This is a genomic window from Paenibacillus sp. FSL R10-2734 (genome assembly GCF_037963865.1).
GTDB lineage: Bacteria > Bacillota > Bacilli > Paenibacillales > Paenibacillaceae > Paenibacillus_AQ.
Window position 1 is genome coordinate 6,045,851 of the sequence record NZ_CP150170.1, and the last position, 20,314, is coordinate 6,066,164.

General features: G+C 45.6%; 10 protein-coding genes. 4 read left to right on the forward strand and 6 right to left on the reverse strand.

Translation table 11 applies throughout. The annotated features are described in order from the left end of the window. Nucleotides 1–84 precede the first annotated feature (84 nt). Nucleotides 85–3,282, reverse strand: a complete 3,198-nt coding sequence (locus NSS67_RS26195; RefSeq protein ID WP_339316659.1) for a glycoside hydrolase family 2 TIM barrel-domain containing protein — start codon at nucleotides 3,280–3,282, stop codon at nucleotides 85–87. 108 nt (nucleotides 3,283–3,390) lie between these two features. After that, the gene (locus NSS67_RS26200; protein ID WP_339316660.1) at nucleotides 3,391–4,482 is read right to left on the reverse strand and encodes a LacI family DNA-binding transcriptional regulator; all 1,092 of its coding nucleotides are present in this window, start codon (nucleotides 4,480–4,482) and stop codon (nucleotides 3,391–3,393) included. 284 nt (nucleotides 4,483–4,766) lie between these two features. Here NSS67_RS26200 and NSS67_RS26205 point away from each other — a divergent pair, with 284 nt between their 5' ends. The 4 genes from NSS67_RS26205 to glpK all read left to right on the forward strand — a co-directional run bounded on the left by NSS67_RS26205 (nucleotide 4,767) and on the right by glpK (nucleotide 9,689). Next, nucleotides 4,767–6,230, forward strand: coding sequence for an L-fucose/L-arabinose isomerase family protein (locus NSS67_RS26205; RefSeq protein ID WP_339316661.1), 1,464 nt, complete (start codon nucleotides 4,767–4,769; stop codon nucleotides 6,228–6,230). A gap of 135 nt (nucleotides 6,231–6,365) precedes the next feature. Beyond that, nucleotides 6,366–7,211: a transketolase gene (locus NSS67_RS26210; protein WP_339316662.1), complete on the forward strand. Its 846-nt coding sequence runs from the start codon at nucleotides 6,366–6,368 to the stop codon at nucleotides 7,209–7,211. A gap of 1 nt (nucleotide 7,212) precedes the next feature. After that, nucleotides 7,213–8,148: a transketolase C-terminal domain-containing protein gene (locus NSS67_RS26215; protein WP_339316663.1), complete on the forward strand. Its 936-nt coding sequence runs from the start codon at nucleotides 7,213–7,215 to the stop codon at nucleotides 8,146–8,148. A gap of 14 nt (nucleotides 8,149–8,162) precedes the next feature. Beyond that, nucleotides 8,163–9,689, forward strand: coding sequence for a glycerol kinase GlpK (gene glpK, locus NSS67_RS26220; RefSeq protein ID WP_339316664.1), 1,527 nt, complete (start codon nucleotides 8,163–8,165; stop codon nucleotides 9,687–9,689). Nucleotides 9,690–10,608: 919 nt separating this feature from the next. On the opposite strand, the gene NSS67_RS26225 is transcribed toward glpK, so the two are convergent. The 4 genes from NSS67_RS26225 to NSS67_RS26240 form a co-directional block, all read right to left on the reverse strand. Continuing rightward, on the reverse strand, nucleotides 10,609–13,308 hold the full coding sequence (locus tag NSS67_RS26225) for a family 78 glycoside hydrolase catalytic domain (protein WP_339316665.1): 2,700 nt from the start codon (nucleotides 13,306–13,308) through the stop codon (nucleotides 10,609–10,611). Next, nucleotides 13,305–15,380, reverse strand: a complete 2,076-nt coding sequence (locus NSS67_RS26230) for a beta-galactosidase (protein ID WP_339316666.1) — start codon at nucleotides 15,378–15,380, stop codon at nucleotides 13,305–13,307. Before NSS67_RS26230 ends, NSS67_RS26225 begins: the two co-directional genes overlap by 4 nt. A gap of 6 nt (nucleotides 15,381–15,386) precedes the next feature. Beyond that, nucleotides 15,387–16,343 carry a hypothetical protein gene (locus NSS67_RS26235; protein ID WP_339316667.1) on the reverse strand — a complete coding sequence of 319 codons (957 nt, stop codon included), beginning with the start codon at nucleotides 16,341–16,343 and terminating at the stop codon, nucleotides 15,387–15,389. 97 nt (nucleotides 16,344–16,440) lie between these two features. Next, nucleotides 16,441–20,307: a hypothetical protein gene (locus NSS67_RS26240; RefSeq protein WP_339316668.1), complete on the reverse strand. Its 3,867-nt coding sequence runs from the start codon at nucleotides 20,305–20,307 to the stop codon at nucleotides 16,441–16,443. Between the last annotated feature and the right edge of the window lie 7 nt (nucleotides 20,308–20,314).

Genomic DNA, 20,314 nt, shown 5'->3' on the forward strand with positions numbered 1-20,314 from the left:
TGTTCTCCTCCGTAGATTGAATTAAATTATTGAATTAAATGAATGAATCTAATAATGGTACTTTTAGATGTCATGCTCTGAATTTCACTTCGCCCTGATCGGCTGCAAAGTAAATTCAAATGTCTGTTCCTTTGCTAGTACGAGATAAGTCTCCAGTGTGGGAGCATAGCCGCAGCTATGATTGCCGATGCCGCTCTGTGCTGCATCCAGCTTCAGCTCAATATGATTTAATTGCTGCAATGTATGCGTATGCGATTTGTTAGATAACTCCTCAATCGCATAGTAATGTGCACTCATATCGAAAAGGTGAGCCCCCGTCAGCAGCAGTCCATTTCCCTGATCGTCACAGTAGCTTCCAAAGCGAATATCTGCCTTGTTGCCATTCTCTTGCGGTTTAATGTAGGGAACAAATTGTTCGTCTACAGTCCCGCTATAGATACCAAGCTTCCCACTTTCCTTCCGATCGGAATAGCATTCATGAGGCCCTCGACCAAACCAAGACATCCGGTTAAACGTCTGAGGTATACCAAGCTTGATCCCCAGTCTTGGCAGCGGCGGCAGCTCACGTAAAGGCACAATGGATTGAACAAGACGCAGCGTTCCTTCAGGTGTAAAATGATAGCTCATCGTTCCGCGGAACAATGGCAACGCCCCACTTGCACCAATAACCTGCTCAACCAAGATGCTACATCCGCCTTTATCTTCATGCTGTAAGATGACTTTACGGACATCCGAATGAAGACGATTGTAGCCCGCTGCTCTCCAAGCTTTGGCCAAATGGACATCATTATCGAGCGGTGCACGCCATACATTCATGACAGGTCCCTTCGTAAGTAAGGGCAGCCCTTGAACCTCCCACTGTCTCAGCTCACCAGTCGTTTTATCCAGGACTGCAACCCAATCAACACCGTTAATCTGAATGGATGCGAGTGTTTCTTCTGTACGTAAACCTTGCGCCTGCTCTGAGTAGGACACGGCTACTTCTGCCTCCATGAGCTTTACATCCTGATCTCCCTCCATGCTTCCTAACGGTATATCCGCCCAAGCAACTTCGTGCCCTGCTTCCGCCCAGATCGTTGGATGACGCAGCGAGAAGCTGACATGCAGCCAATGTTCACTACCTGCAATGAGTAGTCGCTTCGAGAACGGAATACTCACGGTTGTACATTCTCCAGCAGGCGTGTCCAGAACAGGAAGCTCACCTGTATCGATCACTTGACCTTGTTGATACAATGTCCATTGTCCTCGTAAATGCGATAGAGATAGGAAATCAAATCGATTTTCTATGCCTATAACCTCAGGATCCTGACTTGATTGCGTAATTCGCACCGGTTCAATAACCTTTTTATATTCGAGTAAAGAAGCTTTCGGCGTATTATCAGGAAATAGCAACCCATCTAGGCAGAATGTTCCACTATGCAGCTCTTCTCCAAAATCGCCGCCATAGGCATACCATGTGTCACCGGCTGAGTCCTTTTTCAAGATAGAAAGATCTCTCCATTCCCAGATTAAGCCACCTAGAAGTCGAGGATATTGATAGATCGTATCCCAATACTCACTCAGATTACCCACGGAATTGCCCATCGCATGACCATATTCACACATCAGATTAGGCCGCGAGTCTTCCTTCTCTCCCTCTTGCTTCAGCATGTCAACCGATGGATACATGGTGCTCACAATGTCTACGACTTCAGCATCATAAGCACGTTCGTAGTGAATCAGCCGCGTTGGATCAGCTGAACGAATCCAAGCCGCCATCGCATCATGATTTTTGCCATATCCTGATTCATTTCCAAGCGACCATACGATGATGCTCGGGTGATTCTTATCCTGTTCAACCATTCGTCTCGCACGATCGATATAAGCTTCAGTCCAATCCGGGTGATCAGATAGATAGCTCTCTGCTGCTCCCTTCGCAAACCCGGGAAGCTCTTGATTCACACGTTCCCCGGTTAGCGCGAATCCGTGTGTCTCCAAGTCAGCCTCGTCGATGACATACAAACCATATTGATCACACAAATCCAACCATCGAATATCATTGGGATAATGAGACAATCGCACTGAATTGATGTTATACTGCTTCATTAAGACTATATCCTGAACCATATCAGCTACCGTAATAACCGCGCCGTGCTCTGCATGAAACTCGTTTCGATTCACGCCTTTAATGATGACGGATCTACCATTAACGAAGAGCTGACCCTCACGAATACGAATATCTCGGAAGCCAATCTTCAGGCTGCGAACCTCTTGCAATGCCTTTGTCTCCTCATCATATAGCTGAATGAGCAGCGTATAGAGATAAGGTGTCTCCGCTGTCCATAATTGAGGAGCTTGCACGGTCTCCACCAGGCCCAGCTGAATTTCTTCCTGAGGGCTTAGCTGAAGCAACTGGTCATGGTTGTATTCAAATACATATGCTCCCTCCTCATCTAGAAGAGCGATATGTAATTGACAAGGGGAATGAGCCTGTAAGCTTCGATTCATGACCTGAATCTTCATTTCAAGCTGACTTGATGTGTAGTCTTCAGATAGAATCGTTCTTACGCTTAGATCTCGAACACCTACAACGGACTCCGCCAGCAAATATACATCACGAAAAATACCGCTAAGTCGCCATTTATCCTGCGATTCAAGATAGCTTCCTGTTGACCATTGGTACACCTCTACAGCCAGAAGGTTGCTTCCCGTTTCTAGCAAATCTGTAATTCTGAATTCAGAGGTATAATGACTTCCTTCGCTATAGCCTACAAATTTCCCATTCACCCATACTCGAAAGGCGGAATCCACCCCTTCAAATACTAGATAGATTTCACGTTCCGACCAATCTTCCTTCTTCAGGAACTCTGTCCGATAGCAACCTGTTGGGTTACGTAATGGCACATGCGGCGGGTCTACAGTAAAAGGATAAGGACAGCTACTATACTGCGGATGCCCATATCCATGAAGCTGCCAGTTCGATGGAACGGGAATGGTATTCCAATCCTCTGAAGCAGTAAAATCCGCTTGTTGATAGCCTGCCGGAACTTCTATTGGAGATGCAGCGTAAAAGAAATCCCACATTCCATTCAGTAATTGATAATATGGAGAATTTGCCCTATCCCCTTCTAAAGCGCTTACAATAGAATCGAATACCGTCATAGCAGCTCGAGGCAACTCGCGATTCTGTGACAGTATACGTAAATCCCCCCATACAGGAAGCTGATCGCTGTCCACAAATTCAGTATTCTTCGTCATCCCATAGATCACTCCAATTTGGTAGATAAGATTATGATCTTTCATGTTGTAAAATCTAGGCATCCTTAGGCAACTTTCAAAAAAAGATGCCTTATTTTACGTTCATATGTAATAGGCATCTCTTAGAAGTTTGTTGTTCGAATCATAGAATTGTTATTTTTCTGAACTGATACAGGATTTTCGTTCTATAAAGGTTGTGTCTACTTTAATTTTACTTTTGACATCGAGGCCTTTCTCAATGGAATCCGCTAGCATATCAACGGCCAATACAGCCATTCGCTCTTTATCCACATGGATGGTCGTAAGCTCTGGAGTGACGATCACCGACTCTTTAATATTATCGAATCCAATGATTGAGGTATCCTCTGGAACTCGAACACCTAACTCAGCCATCGTCTTCATCGCACTAATCGCAATATAATCACATTCACAGAACCACGCGGTGGGTAAACCTTCTCCTCGATCGATGATCGCCTCAAGCTGTCTTTTCAAAGATTCCTGAGATGTTAAGATCGTCGGGGCTACGGATAATCGGTTAGCAGCAGGTAGTACAACACCATGCTCCTTCAGTGCCGCTTGGAACCCACGTTCACGTTCCTCAAAATTATGAATTCTAACACTTGAGGCGATATATCCAATCGACTTATGACCCGTTTGACATAGGAAAGTCCCCGCTTGATAAGCCCCCATCATATTATTAATACCTACAAATTGTACTGGCATCTCGTCATAGCATGTATCAAGAACCACGACATTCGGTAGCTGCTCTTGAATGTAATAAATTTGTTGACGGGATAAGTTGGTACCTAGAACGATAACCCCTTGATTTCGATTATGCTCCCCGACCTGTTCAATCTCCTGTTCAAAATACTCCATATTCACCTTGGAGTACATCAGATGATACCCCTTCTGCCTACAGCGTTCTTCAATGAACTGGATTAGCTCTTGGAAAAAGGGCTGCTGGTAATACTCCTCCAGCACGATACCTGAATTCGTACATACGAGAAAAACTAACGAATTATTGGAATGCTGCAGGCCAGTGACACTAGATTTTGATAAGTCTTCTGAGCCTTCGGCCACTTTCTTCGCTGCTGAAGCTCTAATCTTCGGTGTATATCCTGCTTCCGCGGCAATTTGCAGAATACGATCGCGTGTCTCCTGTCCAATGCCAGGTTTTCCATTAAATGCGAGTGACACTGCTGCCTTAGACACATTCGCCAACTTGGCGATATCCTCCATCTTCATACTTCATCGTTCTCCATTCATTAATCACATGTTTAGTTAACTTTAGTTTACAACGAATTACTAATCACTGCAATAGTTAACTAAAATATTTAACTTAACTTAGTACAAGTTTAGTTAAAAGTGACTAAAATATTGAAAAATTCTAATTGACCGCACTTAACACAGATGATATTATGGCATCGTAAGCGATTTCTTTTTTTATTTTGTTTAGTTAATAGAACTAAACTATCTCATTCTTGTTAAGACTTAACTAAACCTATTTCATAGGAAACGGAGAATCGATCATGAAAAAATTCAAGCTTGGTTATGCTCCTACTCGTCGGTTTACCTTCAGCGCTGAAGACGCCTTCAAATACAAGGTGCAGATCCGCAAGCAAATAGAAAGCTTTGGTATGGATATTGATATCGTTGATTTAGAGGGCTTGAATGAGGAAGGTTTGTTGTATGACGATCATATTAATGCCGACCTCATCGCAAAGCGCTTTAAAGAGGAAGATGTCGATGCTGTATTCGTCCCTCACTGTAATTTTGGTACAGAAGATACAGTTGCACGTGTAGGTAAAGCACTTGGTAAGCCGCTCCTGCTCTGGGGACCTCGGGATGAGGCACCTTTAGAAGACGGAATGCGACTTCGTGATACGCAATGCGGAATTTTTGCAACGGGTAAAGTACTTCGTCGGTTTGGCGTTCCTTTTACATATGTGACAAATAGCTGGGTGACAGATCCCGTATTCGAACGTGGATTCACGAACTTCATCGCCGCGTCAAACGTCGTACGACATTTTAAAAGCCTCCGTATTCTCCAAATTGGTCCACGCCCCGCCTCCTTCTGGACGATGATGTGTAATGAAGGTGAGCTCTTGGAACGTTTCGGAATTGAGATTCACCCGATTACATTAGTAGACATCCAGTTGCGTACGAAGAAAATCGAAGCTAGCAACAGTGCAGCTCTGCTAGAAGTAATGGACTATATCAAAGAAAAGCTAGATTACAGTGAAGTGACAGAACAGGATGTTCGTAGAATCGCCGCACTTAAAGTTGCGATGAAGTCTTTCGCTCAAGAGACTGGCAGCAGCGCGATCGCTATTCAATGCTGGTCTTCCTTACAGGAAACGATGTCTATCATGCCTTGTCTAGCAAATGCAATTCTTACCGATGAACAGATTCCTGTTACGTGTGAGACAGATATTCATGGCGCAATTACATCCATTATGGTGCAAGCCGGAGCAATGAATCAGCATCCAACCTTCTTCGCAGATATTACAATACGTCATCCAGAGAATGAAAATGGTGAGCTACTCTTCCATTGTGGTAATTTCCCGGTATCCCTATCTGTGGAACAGAAGCCGAAGCTACGTAAGCATTTCCTATTCGATGACCACGCACCTGGAACACATGAAGGCGAAATTCGCGGCGGCAGTATGACGATTGCTCGCTTTGATGGCGATCATGGAGAATATTCGATGTTCTTAGGTCGCGCCAAAGGTATTCAAGGTCCATATACTCGCGGTTCATATGTATGGGTGGAAGTGAACGATTGGCCGCTATGGGAAGAGAAGCTTGTGAAGGGGCCTTATGTCCATCACTCTGTTGGTATTCATGCTAATGTAATTCCAGCCATCTATGAAGCTTGTAATTATATTCCTGGACTCACCGCTGATCCTGTGGATCCGACGGAAAAAGAAATCCAAAGCTGGTTAAGAGGCTCTGACTTAGTTCGTAAGCAACCCTCTAATATTATTGTCTGAGAATAAACCTTTCGAAGTACCTGCAAAGATGAACGACCCCATTAGTTGATGTAATTATCGCCAAATAGAAATTATCAGTTCCGCCTACGGTGTAATTTATAAATTCTATTGTGGTAAAGAAAAGAGGAGATACTTATGGATACAAGAGCGTTAAAAATCAAAGCAGCGCATATTCGCAAGGACCTACTCACAATCATTCATCGTGCAAAAACCGGCCATACCGGCGGCTCGTTAAGTAATACAGATATTTTGACGGCATTATATTATGACATTATGAACATTGACCCCACAAATCCAAAATGGGTGCTTCGAGATCGGTTTATTGCAAGTAAAGGGCATTCCGTTGAATCACTATGGTGCATTCTCGCGGATAAGGGCTTTTTCCCAAAAGAAGAGTTAGAGACTTACAGCCAATTCGGTACGCGTCTCATTGGACATCCGAATAATAAGGTTCCAGGCATCGAAATGAATACAGGTGCTCTCGGGCATGGCTTGCCGATTTCTGTTGGTATGGCACTAGCTGCTAAACGTGATGGTCTCCCTTACCGGGTCTTCTGTCTTATGGGAGATGGCGAACAAGCGGAAGGCTCTAACTGGGAAGCAGCGATGGCTGGCGCTCACTACAAGCTGGATAATCTCGTTGGTATCATCGACCGCAATCGACTGCAAATAAGTGGTGCTACGGAAGATGTTATGGGATTAGAGCCTCTTGAAGAGAAGTGGGCAGCCTTTGGATGGAATGTCGTCTCCATTAACGGCAATGACATGGATGAATTGATTGAAGCATTCCGTGCAGCTCCAATCTTATCTGGTAAGCCGACATTAATTATGGCCAACACTGTTAAGGGTAAGGGTGTCTCCTTCGCCGAGAACGTTCCCGCATGGCATCATCACGTACCGAATGATGAACAATTAAAGCTCGCACACGCGGAGCTTGATGCATACATTGAAGATCTTATTCATGAAGGACAGGTGATCTAGTATGAATACCATTCCAAATCGTCAGGTCATTTGTGAAACGTTGCTTGAACTCGCGAAAGAAGATAGAGATATTATGGTGCTGGCAAGTGATTCACGGGGTTCTGCTGCGATGGGTCCCTTTGCTAATACGTACCCTGAACAGTTCGTCGAGGTTGGCATAGCGGAGCAGAATATCGTCGGGATGTCTGCGGGCTTAGCACACAGTGGTAAGAAGCCTTTCGTCACTTCTCCTGCCTGCTTCCTGAGTATGCGCAGTATTGAGCAGATTAAAGTCGATGTTGCTTATTCTCATACGAATGTTAAGCTCATTGGCATCAGTGGCGGCGTCAGCTATGGAGCGCTAGGTATGTCGCATCATTCCGTTCAGGATATTGCCGTCGCAAGGGCTATTCCAGGTCTTGCCATCGTGCTTCCAGCCGATCGTCATGAAACGAAGAAAATGACCGAAGCACTAGTGCAATATGACGGTGGGGTTTATGTTCGTATTGGTCGGAATGCGGTTGAGGATGTGTATGAATCCGATGACTATCCTTTTGAAATCGGCAAAGCCGTAACGATGCGGCAAGGCACAGATATTACTATTATTGCTACTGGGGAAACTGTTCGCATTGCATTAGATGCATCCAATCGACTCGCTGAAGATGGCGTTTCCTGCCGAGTTCTGAATATGCATACAATAAAGCCATTGGATGAAGCCGCAATTATAAAGGCTGCTCAAGAAACAGGACGGATCATTACTGTCGAAGAGCACAGTATTTTCGGCGGCTTGGGTGCAGCAGTAGCAGAAGTCGTGGTACAGTCTCATCCCGTTCCTATGAAAGTATTAGGGATCCCTGACGAGCCTGCGATCGCTGGTAAAACATCTGAAGTATTCCGTCACTATGGGATCACTGATACGAATATTCAGCAGATCGCTCATCAGCTCATTAACAAGTAAAGGGTGCAAAGAGGATGAATCCAGAGAGGTATATTCTAGCCATTGACCAGAGCACATCTGGCACCAAGGCATTAGTCGTTGACCGATCCGGGAATGTCATTGCTCGAAGCTCCAAGGAGCATAAGCAGTACTATCCACAGCCCGGATGGGTCGAACATGATCCCCTTGAAATCTATGAGAATGTCATTGCAACGGCCCTCTCCTGTATGGAGAAGGCCGGCATTGCTTCGGGAGATATAGCCACATTAACATTAACTAATCAACGTGAGACGGCGCTCATCTGGGATCGTGTTACAGGACTTCCGATTCACAATGCGATCGTCTGGCAATGTCAACGTACCGCACAAATATGTGTACAATACCAAGAAAGTAAATACGAACAGTTAGTAACGAATAAGACAGGTCTTATGCTTGATCCTTATTTCTCAGCGACCAAGCTACAATGGCTCCTAGATCATGTCGATGGAGCGCGCGATCTTGCAGCTGAAGGACGCCTGCTTGCTGGAACCATCGATAGCTGGATTATCTGGAAGCTTTCAGGTGGCATAGTCCATGCGACAGACTATACAAATGCAAGTCGAACCTCTCTCTTCAATATCCATACCTTGCAATGGGATGAGGAGCTGTGTTCGCTATTTCATGTCCCCTCCTCTCTGTTGCCAATGGTTAAACCATCGGATACAATCTTCGGATACACCAAGGATCCCTCAATATTCGATGTAGAAATTCCAATCTCCGGAATTATCGGTGACTCACAAGGGGCGTTGTTCGGCCAAATGTGCCACCAACCCGGGATGGCGAAGGCTACATACGGTACAGGTACCTCAGTGATGATGAACATCGGTGAGAAGCCGATGACATGCGGAGAAGGACTTGTTACGACCATCGCCTGGGGAGCAAATGGTACAGTTACTTATGCACTTGAATCGGTGCTACGGACGACGGGTGACAGTATCAAATGGATCCGTGACAATTTAGGCTTGTTCACTACCTTTGATGAAATGCAGGCACTACTCAAAAGCATCCCATCGAATGAAGGAGTCTATCTTGTTCCTGCATTTGTTGGGATGGGTGCTCCTTACTGGGATCCCTTTGCACGAGCTGCCATCATGGGGATGAATCGCTCTACAGGACGTGGACATATTATTCGTGCCGCACTGGAGAGTATCGCCTATCAAGTCAAAGATTCTGTGATGTTCCTTCAAGAAAAGTCAGGCATCCCGCTTTCAGAGTTACGTGCAGACGGCGGCGCCTCTGCAAATGATTGGCTCATGCAGTTTCAAGCCGATCTACTCGACCATCCACTTACTCGTTCAACCTGTGCTGAGCTATCGGCTATGGGCTCCGTATACTTAGGCGGTCTAGCAACCGACTTCTGGAGCGACCTCGACCTCGCTGACCTAGCGTCTAGCTCAAATCTTTATGAATCTTTTACTCCGAATATGAGCGAGGCCATAAGGCAGCAGCTATACTCGGGATGGAAAGATGCTGTGCTCACAGTTGTTCATACAAAGGATACAGCTTCAATAGAAGTTGTATAGATTAAGAAAATCACCCTGTCGGGTGAATAGGCTGCCTCTGCTAGTTTAAATTTGCAGCTTAGCAGCATATTTATAGATTATGGAGCACATGCTACCGTACTTCCGCAGATTTCCGGTGGTTAGGCGAGTAAGAATGAAAGTAGATTGGGAGCATTTTGTTTAGATGGAACGCCTTATAGGGAAACCCTCCCTATAAATTAGCACACAGTTGTTATATGAACAGATTATAGGGAATTCCTCCCTATATATTGGCCAATTTCTATAGAAAACACCAATTCCAGTTGAATTATAGGGAACAATTCCCTATAGTCTATCAAAACGACTCATAAATAGAGAGTTATAGGGAGGAATTCCATATAACTCTCTATTTTTTGCACTCCATGCGCTCATTTCTTGCATAGCCTATATCCCGTGTGCCACAGCGTATCGCTTTATTCACATTTCTGTAATGCTGCTGTCTTCACATTCATCCCTCCTTCTTTTTAACGCTTCAGATGGGTGGGGGGACGGCAGTGTAAAACTAATACTTTCTTATATTTGAACATGAACGGGCAACCACTAATTTTGATTTAAAACGGGACTTAGCTTCTCCACACTTTACGGATTAGGGAAAACCTCCCTAATATTATCCGATTATCGGTGCAATTTGCGGCTTTTAGGGAATTCCTCCCTAATAAATGCTTGAATACTCTCTTTTTGAATGAATCACCCCGATAATCAGGGAGGTTTTCCCTAATTATCACTTGGTGCACGATATAACTCACATTATTAGGGAGGTTTTCCCTAATTTCCGCCTCGGGTTATCTACCGCAAAGTCACTTCAGAGGCGAAAATCCCCTTCCTATGCAAAAATAATAAAATCCGCTCTCAACGAAAGTACATCGTTGGCAGCGGATTTTGGTTATTCATCCATTTTCGATTAATGAACGTTTGCTGAATGACTCGTAAAATAATACGCACCCGAGCCCGTTTGTATGCAGAGATAGCCATCTTCGTATCCGATAATCTTAAGCTGATTGTTGCTAGAAACAATTTCATTGTCCTCTAAGACTCCATCAGCCGATGAAGAAGGAATATAGAAGTTCGCACGGCAATTCACAGGAATATCCGCTTTCAGACTCAGGCGATTTCCTTCTCGCTTCCATTGAACCTTTGCCAGGCCTACACGTAAATCATGCTCTACATCCACCCAATCTAATCCATCTAGGTGACTTGGCTTGATGTGAATCACGAATTGTTCAGTTTCCAGATCATAATGATAATCAAATCCCGCTAAGCCTCGATACAACCACTCTTCTAAATGACCCAGCATGAAATGATTCTGTGATTTCCCTACTGTCGGACCGTCCCATGCTTCGGTTAGTGTCGTTGCACCATGCTTAATCTGATATCCATAGCCTGGTTCATCCGATTGCTGCGACATCTTCCAAATGATATCGGAACGCCCCCCTAACTCGAGTGCATTCAATACATATCGATGCCCCACATCCCCTGAGGTTGTACGACAACCCCGTTCCTCAATTCCTTGTACTAAAGCTCTGAATATGGTTTCCTTGTATGGTTCCTCAACTAAGTCCACGATGAGAGGCATTGCACAAGCAGTGTCACTACCTGTCGCATACTGTACCTTCAGTGGATCAAAAAACTCCGCATTAAAAGCTGATTTAATCCGAGTAGCCAGCTTCTTGTATGCTTCTTCTTCCGCACGTTTTCCAAGCAGAGAAGATATATTTGTCATCACGGTCGTAAGCTCATAAAAAATCGCCGTTTCTGCTAAAGCAACAGGCGTATTCTGGGAAAAACCAGGCCCTTTGGGACCAATATCATACCAATCGCCAAGACCTTCCCGCAGAATATAGCCATCCGATTGCTGTACTAAATAGTCGATATATCTTCGATAGCCTTCATAATGACGTTCAAGAATACTTCGATTGCCATAACGCTGATAAGTCTGCCACGAGGCCAGTATATAGGCGCCCCCCCAAGCGGCGGCCTCACGAAAAACCTGCCATGGTGCTTGAAATACCACGTATTCTGGTGCTGTCGTAGGGATGAGTCCATTCGGTAATTGCGCATCAGCCATATCACAGAAAACCTTGGACATTATTGCCTCTACATCATAATTCAACATGATTGAAGGTCCCATCAAATGTACCTGCTCCAGCCATCCCAGCTTTTCTCGATGAGGGCAATCTGTAAAGATACTTTTCATATTGCTTAGAATAGACCAGTTAATAATTTCATGAATGCGATTTATTAGCGGATCCGAACAATGAAATTTGCCTGTTACTGAAATATCAGGATATATCATTTGCCCTTTGATATCCCATAATATCGCTTTCTCGTGGGACATGCTTTGCCCTATCGGCCCCTTCGCGACAATAGCTCCCTCCACCTGCACATAACGAAAGCCATAATAGGTAAACCGCGGCTTCCATATCTCACGTCCGGCACCACGTAACACATAATTCAACCGATAAGGTGATCCGGTCTGCGACTGATCGGCTAAACCATTGTTATCAAGCAGTTCAGCCGGGGTTAATGTTATAACCGTACCCCGCAAGCCTTCCACTTCGATTATAGGCCAACCTGAGAAGTTCTGACCAAGGTCAAAAACATAGACTCCTGGCTGGGGTTCCATGATAGCTACGGGTTCAAATATTTTCATCACTTTTACTGGTGGTGCTGTCTGAGCCTTCATTTCCCCCATCGGTGGACTTACTACAGCTGCAGCATCCCAATCATTCAATTCCGCAAAACCAGGACGGTTCCACCCCTGCTGCTCTAGGCTGGCATCATAATCCTCGCCCCCATAAATACAGGAGAAGGTTAACGGACTTTTTCCCTGTTGCCAGGTCGAATCCGTTGAAATGATCTCTGTTGTACCATTGTCATATTCAATAAGAAGATTGCAAATACATTTCGGTTTCCCATAGGAATCTCGAAATTTCGTATAACGCCCACCTTCCACATTATAAAAACCGTTGCCAAGCATAATACCTACCGCATTGACACCTTCCTCTACGCTGGCCGATATATCATACACCGTATAAAGGCAGGTACGATCATATTCCGTCCATCCTGGATCCAATTCGTAATCCCCAACCTTGACCCCATTCAAGCTTAGCTCGTAATGACCAAGTCCGCTGATGTACGCCCTTGCTCGTGTAACTGCTCCTTTTATAGTAAATTCACGACGATATATCGGCATCGATGTACCTGTATGATTATCTGCTAATCCAATCCATGCCCCACACCATTCCTCCTTCTTTAATAAGCCCATTTCCCACCATTCTATTGGACTTTCAGAGGGTTGGTCATGCTCATCCCATACTTTCACTTGCCAGTAATATCGTTTTTTCGAAAAAAGCTCCGGTCCTTCGTAGACGATCCCTGTCTGTTGAGAGCCTATTATTATCCCGCTATTCCAAATTTCAGAATCTATATTAGCTTTGTGCTCAAGTTCGTTAAATACCCGAATTTGATATGCAGTTTGTTTTCTTGCCCTTCCTGAATCGACATTATAGCTCCAGCTTAAGGTTGGTCGTTCAACGTCAATCCCTAGCGGGGATTGAATTCCTTCTGTCCACATATTATCGATGCGCAGTTTATTGTTCATTGACGCTCTCCAATCCCGCTAGTAATTGATTGAGTCGTCTGCAGAATTAAAACACCATGCTCGGGAATTTCCGTATTTCCATGTATCCTTCGAGCTCCAAGAAGATCAAGCTGTGCTTCTTCTCCAATGTGAACCGATACCGGTTTATCGTTATGATTTAGCACAAACATGTAACGCTGACCTTCCTTTTCCCTAACAGTTACCTCTACACCTGCTGGTGTTTCAAGAATAGCGTTAATCTTTTTACGCTCGGTTATGCGCTTTAAGAACATCGACAAGAACGACGCTTCCGGATCTGATGCAATATACCACGCTTCTCCCTTACCGAACTTATTTCGTGTCAGCACAGGCTTTCCAGCATAAAATTCTCGGCCGTATACCGCTTCAATGTCGGCGCCCTCAGTATGAAGCAAATCACATAAGTGACCGCATTGGAAGGTACCCTCTATACCCAGATCACTATGTTGCCCTACCATAACCATGGAGTTTGACTGATCAGGGAATAACGCATCAATCTCCTCTATCCAAATGCCAAGCAGCTTTCTTAAGTGACCTGGATAACCCCCAAGCGTTACCAGATTGTGTTCATCTACAATCCCACTGAGGAATGTCGTAACAAGCGTACCTCCCCGCTCCACGAATTCCTCCAGCTTGTTGGCGTAATTCGGCTTCAGCATATAGAGTACTGGTGCGATGACAACCTCGTATTCTTCTAGATTCGTATCTGTACCAATCATATCTACCTGAATATTATGGTCATACAAGGCATCGTAATATTTTTCAATTTGCTCCACATATCGGAGGCGTGCGCTAGGTCCGCTCGAATGCTCAATAGACCACCAATTTTCCCAGTCAAACAGAATGGCAACCTTCGCGCTCGTCTTCGCATTCAGGAGTGTATCACCTAAACGTTGCAGTTCTTGCCCAAGCTCTGTACATTCTTGAAATACCCTCGTATTCTCATGACCGCAGTGATCAATGACAGCTCCATGGAATTGTTCGTATGCCCCTACGGAGCGTCTCATTTGGAAGAACATGACCGACTCTGCCCCACGCGCTATCGCCTGATAGCTCCACAATCGCATAACACCGGGGCGTTTTAATGGATTGATATCCTTCCAATTGATCTGACTTGGGCTTTGCTCCATTAACATATACGGTGCACCGTCCTTGAGCCCTCGCATCAGATCATGACGCATAGCGATACGACTCATCGGCATGTCATTGGTTGGATAGGTATCCAGTGCTACTACATCTAGCTCTTTCGCCCATTTGAAATAATCGAGTGGCTTATACGTTCCATTCCCTTGAAAATTGGTCGTGACCATAGCGTCTGGAATCACAGCTTTAATGGCATCACGTTCTAGCTTGTAACATTTCAATATGCTATCTGAATTGAACCGATCGTAATCAAGAGATATGCCTTGAAAAGCAGTCTTATCATGATTTGCGTCTAGATGCTCACTCAAGGAACTCGGCAATACTATTTCATTCCAATCGTAAAACGTATGTCCCCAAAATGAGGTATACCATGCCCGATTTAGCGCCTCCAGCGATCCATATCGCTCTTTCAGCCATTCGCGAAACTCACATGCACAGTTCTCACAATAACATCTCCAGCCATACTCATTATTCACATGCCACAGTAACACCGCTGGATGATCCTTATATCGCTCCGCCAGAACACTTGCCATCTTGGTGGAGAATTTCTGATATGCCGGACTGTTAGGACAGGAGTTATGTCTCCGCCCGAACATTCGCTTCTGCCCTTTCGTATCAACCGTCAGAACATCGGGATATTTGCTTGCCATCCATGCCGGATGGGCAGCCGTGCTTGTTGCCAAGCAGGCATGAATCCCGTTCTCATGCAGCATATCCATCACGTCATCCAACCATTGGAACTGAAAGGTCTCTTCATCGGGCTGATTTAAAGCCCATGAAAAAACGTTAACCGTTGCAATATCAATCCCGGCAAGCTTAAATAATCGCATATCCTCTTTCCAGATTTCCCTGGGCCACTGCTCCGGATTGTAATCTCCACCAAACAGAATCTTTCCCCATTTATTTTTCATCTGTAATCACTCCTTTAAAGCTGCTGATGTAGCAACCGTGATGGAACGGAATTCAGGAAAAGTGTTACACGTTGAATCACCCGGTTGCGGCGGTCTACTTGCAGTGTAGAAATGATAGAGAACGCCATTATGGGTTATAACCGATGGCTTATGTGCATACGTTTCATCAAGTTCACCAACGGCTCCAACCGTAATAATAGGCTCGGAGGATTTTGTCCACGAATAAATATCTTGTGATACCGCGATTCCTTCCTGCGCCTTCTTGTAGTTGTATCCAAAGTAGAACATTACCCATTGATCATGGTCACGCAGTACACATGGATCACTAACGAAACCGCTATCCCAAGCGTCACTCGTTACTTGAATGACCGGGTTATGCTCATAACGCTTCCATTGCATTAAGTCGGTAGATGTCGCCAGTCCCGTCTGCTCAATCCAACGTCCGTGATTCTGGTTCTTAGCATTGTAGAACAAATAGAATAATCCATCATGCTCTACTAAGCATTCCTTATACAGGCCACCTATCTCCCACGGTTCACCATTCTCAGGGACTAGAATAGGCTCTTCTATGCGGTTCCATGTCAGCAGTGTTTCATCCTCAGTCCATGCGAGACCAATTTTGGCAGACCCTTCTTCGTATCCATCACCAGGATAGGAATGATAGGTAAGCCAGTACTTCCCGTTCCATTTTTTTAGTGTCCCAGCGCCATGTAAGTCGTTATCCCGCAAAATCCAAGTACCGGCAACATTCCTTGAATCCCATTTCGATCCGTTCTCATCTCGTTTCAGAATAATCGCTAAATGCTCCCAATGTAGTAAATCATCGCTCACAGCAAGCGCAGTTTGATAGCCTTTACCATCGAAACCGACATACATCATATAAAATCTTTCATTATGCCGAAATACGAACGGACAGTCCACGGCATGATAATCAAATGCACCTTCAACTCCTGAACCAACCAATACGGGTATCCCTCTTTTATAAGGGGTTAAGCAATTTTGAATATCTATGTCATCCAGCCTCCTCAATATTCGATATTGATTCACAAGATTCGTACGTTTAATTTATATCCCATAATGCTACTCGAACTGGACCGTATAAACCACCCGTTGGAAAAGCCGCTTGCCATTCTGGACGCTCTGTTCGATCCCAATAGGTGACCTCATGGTTCGCCCCGATCAGACTGGTTGGACGACCGTATTCATAATGCGTTCCAAGCGTATTCGTAATTCGAACCCGCAAGCGGTGCACACCTGCGTCAAGCTGACCAAGAGCAAAACGATAAGGTCTCCACACACGTACACCTAACGGCTGTCCATCCAACCAAACTTCAGCAGTTCCGCGAACATGACCAAGCTCAAGTGCTCCCTCTGACGCCTGTTCAACATGAATCGTTGTCTCGTATTCAACAGCACCGCTATGATGCGGTAAATGTAATTCTGTTCGCCAATCTCCAAGCCCGCCTGGGAATGGAACCACTTCAAAGCGAATTGGATCTGTAAGAACTGCTGCTTCAGTCTTAGTGCCTTGCGGCTCAACTCTTATGACAGCGATTGTTCCTGCTTGCTGCGGAGCAAATGAAGCTTCCCCTCCATCTAGCGCAACTTCATCGCCCCCAACCCAAACACGTGCTGTTCCAATTGTTGATAACCGGAAACCATGAGCACCGACCGGGAGTGGAAACCGGAGCCAAACGGTCTTTGCGATCGTATTCAAATTCGCAACAAGCGGTACAGGTGAGGATGAAGGGACAGAATCCGGCATGAGCCAGCCTACGCCTGGCAATGGATGAGGGCGTGGGTTAATCCAGAGAGATTCTGTTTCTGAAAAATGCATAACCGCTTCATGTGTAACAAGAGACGGGTTATCCTGCTCATCAAGCCAATCAGTTCCTGTGCAAAAGGATATGGAATCCCCCCCTCTTAGCTCGATACGTCCGTCTGCGAAAACATCTCCCAGACCTTCAGGCATAACGAACCTAACTTCATTCTCACCATCCTGCCAGTACGCAGTGACGTCCACTTCTTCCTGTCCTTGACGATGATATGGATTGAAATCCCCATGCTCCGTAACGGTCTTGCCATTAATCTGCAAGATTACGCGTCCACGCGCTGCAAAGACAATTCGAACCTTGTTCACAATACTTGCTTCCGGTGCCGCAATGATTCTTCTCAAGCTGGTACCTGAATTCGGATGGCTAGAATGAATGTAATGAGGTAAAGCTTCTGCAGCCTCGGCGTTCAATTCAAAGCTGGCACGAATGGCAGCATTGGATAGTGCCTCCGCACGAATCAGCACCGTGTTCGCCCCTTCTTTCAGATCAATCCAGGCTGTTTTCTCTTCAGGTCCACCCGTCCACTCTAATTCAACACCGTTTACCATACAGCTGATATCCGCATTACTCTCCGCTCTTGCAAAATATTTTCCCGCTTGAGGTGCAATCGCGTTAGTATTGGCCCATACAATATCACCTTTTTGAACTTCACCCAGGTACAAATAGCGGCGCGGCACACGTCCCATCCGTCCAGCCCATGAACGGAAAGCTAAATCACCAAATATTTCACTGTAAACAAGTGGGGTAGCCTTCTCAGGATCAAAGGCACTTCCTTTGTGAACATACCAATACGCAGATTCACTCCAGAGTCTTTCCTCCCAATTATCTTCATCCTCCTGCGGCAAAAACCATTTGGAGCTTAATCCATCCTCATCTGAGCGCTCTGTACGAACATCCATAACCCGTCTCTCTGGTGGCATTAATCCACGGTCATCGCCGTGTAGATCAAAGTCTCCATAGCGGTTATCCAGCGTCGGTTCAACACGAACATGCCACTGTTCCAACGTTTGGGTCTGGAACGCTTGATCATCCCATTTCCCTGTTAACGCCGGGAAGCGCCCTGATGATCTCTTATTCTTTATCACTTCAACCGCTGCTTCTGGAAGCCGCTCTTCAGAGCATACAATGATCGCGGCAGGCCAATCATGAAAATCCACATTGACTTGAACATATTCACCATCACGGTCGTAAGCGATTTCACGAACATGGCCGCTCACCGGATCCCATAGCGTCGGGGTTCCCTTAGATCTCAAACGATATATAGCTGACTCAAGTGGTCGCGTGGATTCATTGGCTGGTTCATGCATCCTAAGTAATTTGCCATCCTGCGGAAGCAGCAAGAATACATCTGCATCTTCCACCTTGCGCTGCAACGACAAGCCAGGACCTTCAACACGGCGCGGTAGTTGTCTATTCAATTCGCTGATCGCCTCGTTGGCGTTCTGAACATATACAGCATGAGGAAGGAATAGCTGCTCTTCCTCTGGGACATTAATGCCTATGACAAGACCGCCTGCTTCAATCAGTTGTTGTACTCGCTCATGCGCATGCGCTTCCATGACTGTCGTACCACATAAAATCAATACTTTAAAGTTCTCGCCCGCAATGGCTAGCGCACCATCCTTGACCACAGCACGTTCAATGATCGTATCGTCGATAATATCAAAATCAAGATGATGTGTACGTAGTGCTCCTGGAAGAACATCCGTTTCTTTTCGATTGACGGAGCCTGTTACCTCACGGTAAGTATCTCTTATTCTCGTTACCGTTTGGTTTGGATCTCTAACCGATGCAGCCATAGGATGCTCAAGCGGCTTTACATCATCCAATGACATATTTCCCACGACAGCGTAAGAAGAATAATGCACCGCAATGTCTGCCACATGCTTGCCTTCACTTAACAAGGAAGACACACGGCTGACCGTATCGGCAAAAATACCATAGTGTTCAAAGTATGGCTGTCTCCAACCCGTATCTGGTGGTGCCCACTCCCACCACCCCCCTCGTGTGGAGTAATAGACGGCGTGGGGACTGAATAATGTCGCACCTGCTTGGAACCAAGGCACGAGCCAGTGCATGGTTTCCTCTATCGTCCCGCCCCATCCGCTCGAGTGAAATGCCTCCAACCATACACGAGACCCCTCATTCAGATGTACAATGGAGGCATTCGGTTTGATCTCCCCTTCCATATCACAGCCTGGGGAGTTGTAGTTACGATGTGTTTTGAAATAATCCAGATATAGCCGCTGTGCTCCATGTACGTCCACGCGACGAGCCGGACCCGCCTGATCGCAGCCGATCACCATACCATATTTCTTGTGCCAATTGCCTAACGGTCTGAACAAGCCCTCCTCAGCGAGTTCTGCGGCAATCGCATAAACACGTCTGCGAATGGTTTCCGCAATCGGAATGGGATCAAACAATGCCGGTAGTAACGGAATGAGGCTCTCCCCATATTGTTCTTCATATATTCTAGATACTTCTGGTGACCATAACGGCAATGGTGGTAGCTCATCTTGAAAGCTTCCAGCTATAGTACGACCCAAATCATTAGGGAAACGTCGTTCCATCTCACCATGCACGCGGTTTAGCAATGTGGCAACCGCTTTCGGATCATGCCAGTTATAGCCCTGACGTGTTGCCGCGTATATAAATTCAGTTGTTTCATAGAGTACTGCAGCATCACTAGGAATTTCTTCCTCTGACGTAAAACGTCGAAGCGAGTGTCCTGCATATTCAGGATGATCAGCAACAATTCTCGCCAATTCATTGGCTCCTGAAAAACCAATTTGATCATAAAACCAAATTCGCATCCCCAATCGTTCAGCCTCACGAACCGCAACTTCGAACATGAGCCACCAACGTTCGCTCATAAATACCGGATTATCTCCTACAGAACCATACTGTGGTCCTGTAGGAGCCAAATGAATAATACCGATGTTCCGCAAGCCACCTTCACGGAACTTCTGCAATTGCCAGCGAACACGCTCTTCTGTTACTTCTTCACCGCTCCACCACCAGAATGGAACCGGTCCGAACTCAGGGTTTGGTTCGGCAAACCGTGCCTGCATTTGCTCCAAATTCATTGTCATTTCCATT

Bases quoted from the DNA above. Each gene is read 5' to 3' on its own strand.
- NSS67_RS26195 (WP_339316659.1), bottom strand. From the start codon at position 3,282: ATGAAAGATCATAATCTTATCTACCAAATTGGAGTGATCTATGGGATG.
- NSS67_RS26200 (WP_339316660.1), bottom strand. From the start codon at position 4,482: ATGAAGATGGAGGATATCGCCAAGTTGGCGAATGTGTCTAAGGCAGCA.
- NSS67_RS26205 (WP_339316661.1), top strand. From the start codon at position 4,767: ATGAAAAAATTCAAGCTTGGTTATGCTCCTACTCGTCGGTTTACCTTC.
- NSS67_RS26210 (WP_339316662.1), top strand. From the start codon at position 6,366: ATGGATACAAGAGCGTTAAAAATCAAAGCAGCGCATATTCGCAAGGAC.
- NSS67_RS26215 (WP_339316663.1), top strand. From the start codon at position 7,213: ATGAATACCATTCCAAATCGTCAGGTCATTTGTGAAACGTTGCTTGAA.
- glpK (WP_339316664.1), top strand. From the start codon at position 8,163: ATGAATCCAGAGAGGTATATTCTAGCCATTGACCAGAGCACATCTGGC.
- NSS67_RS26225 (WP_339316665.1), bottom strand. From the start codon at position 13,308: ATGAACAATAAACTGCGCATCGATAATATGTGGACAGAAGGAATTCAA.
- NSS67_RS26230 (WP_339316666.1), bottom strand. From the start codon at position 15,380: ATGAAAAATAAATGGGGAAAGATTCTGTTTGGTGGAGATTACAATCCG.
- NSS67_RS26240 (WP_339316668.1), bottom strand. From the start codon at position 20,307: ATGACAATGAATTTGGAGCAAATGCAGGCACGGTTTGCCGAACCAAAC.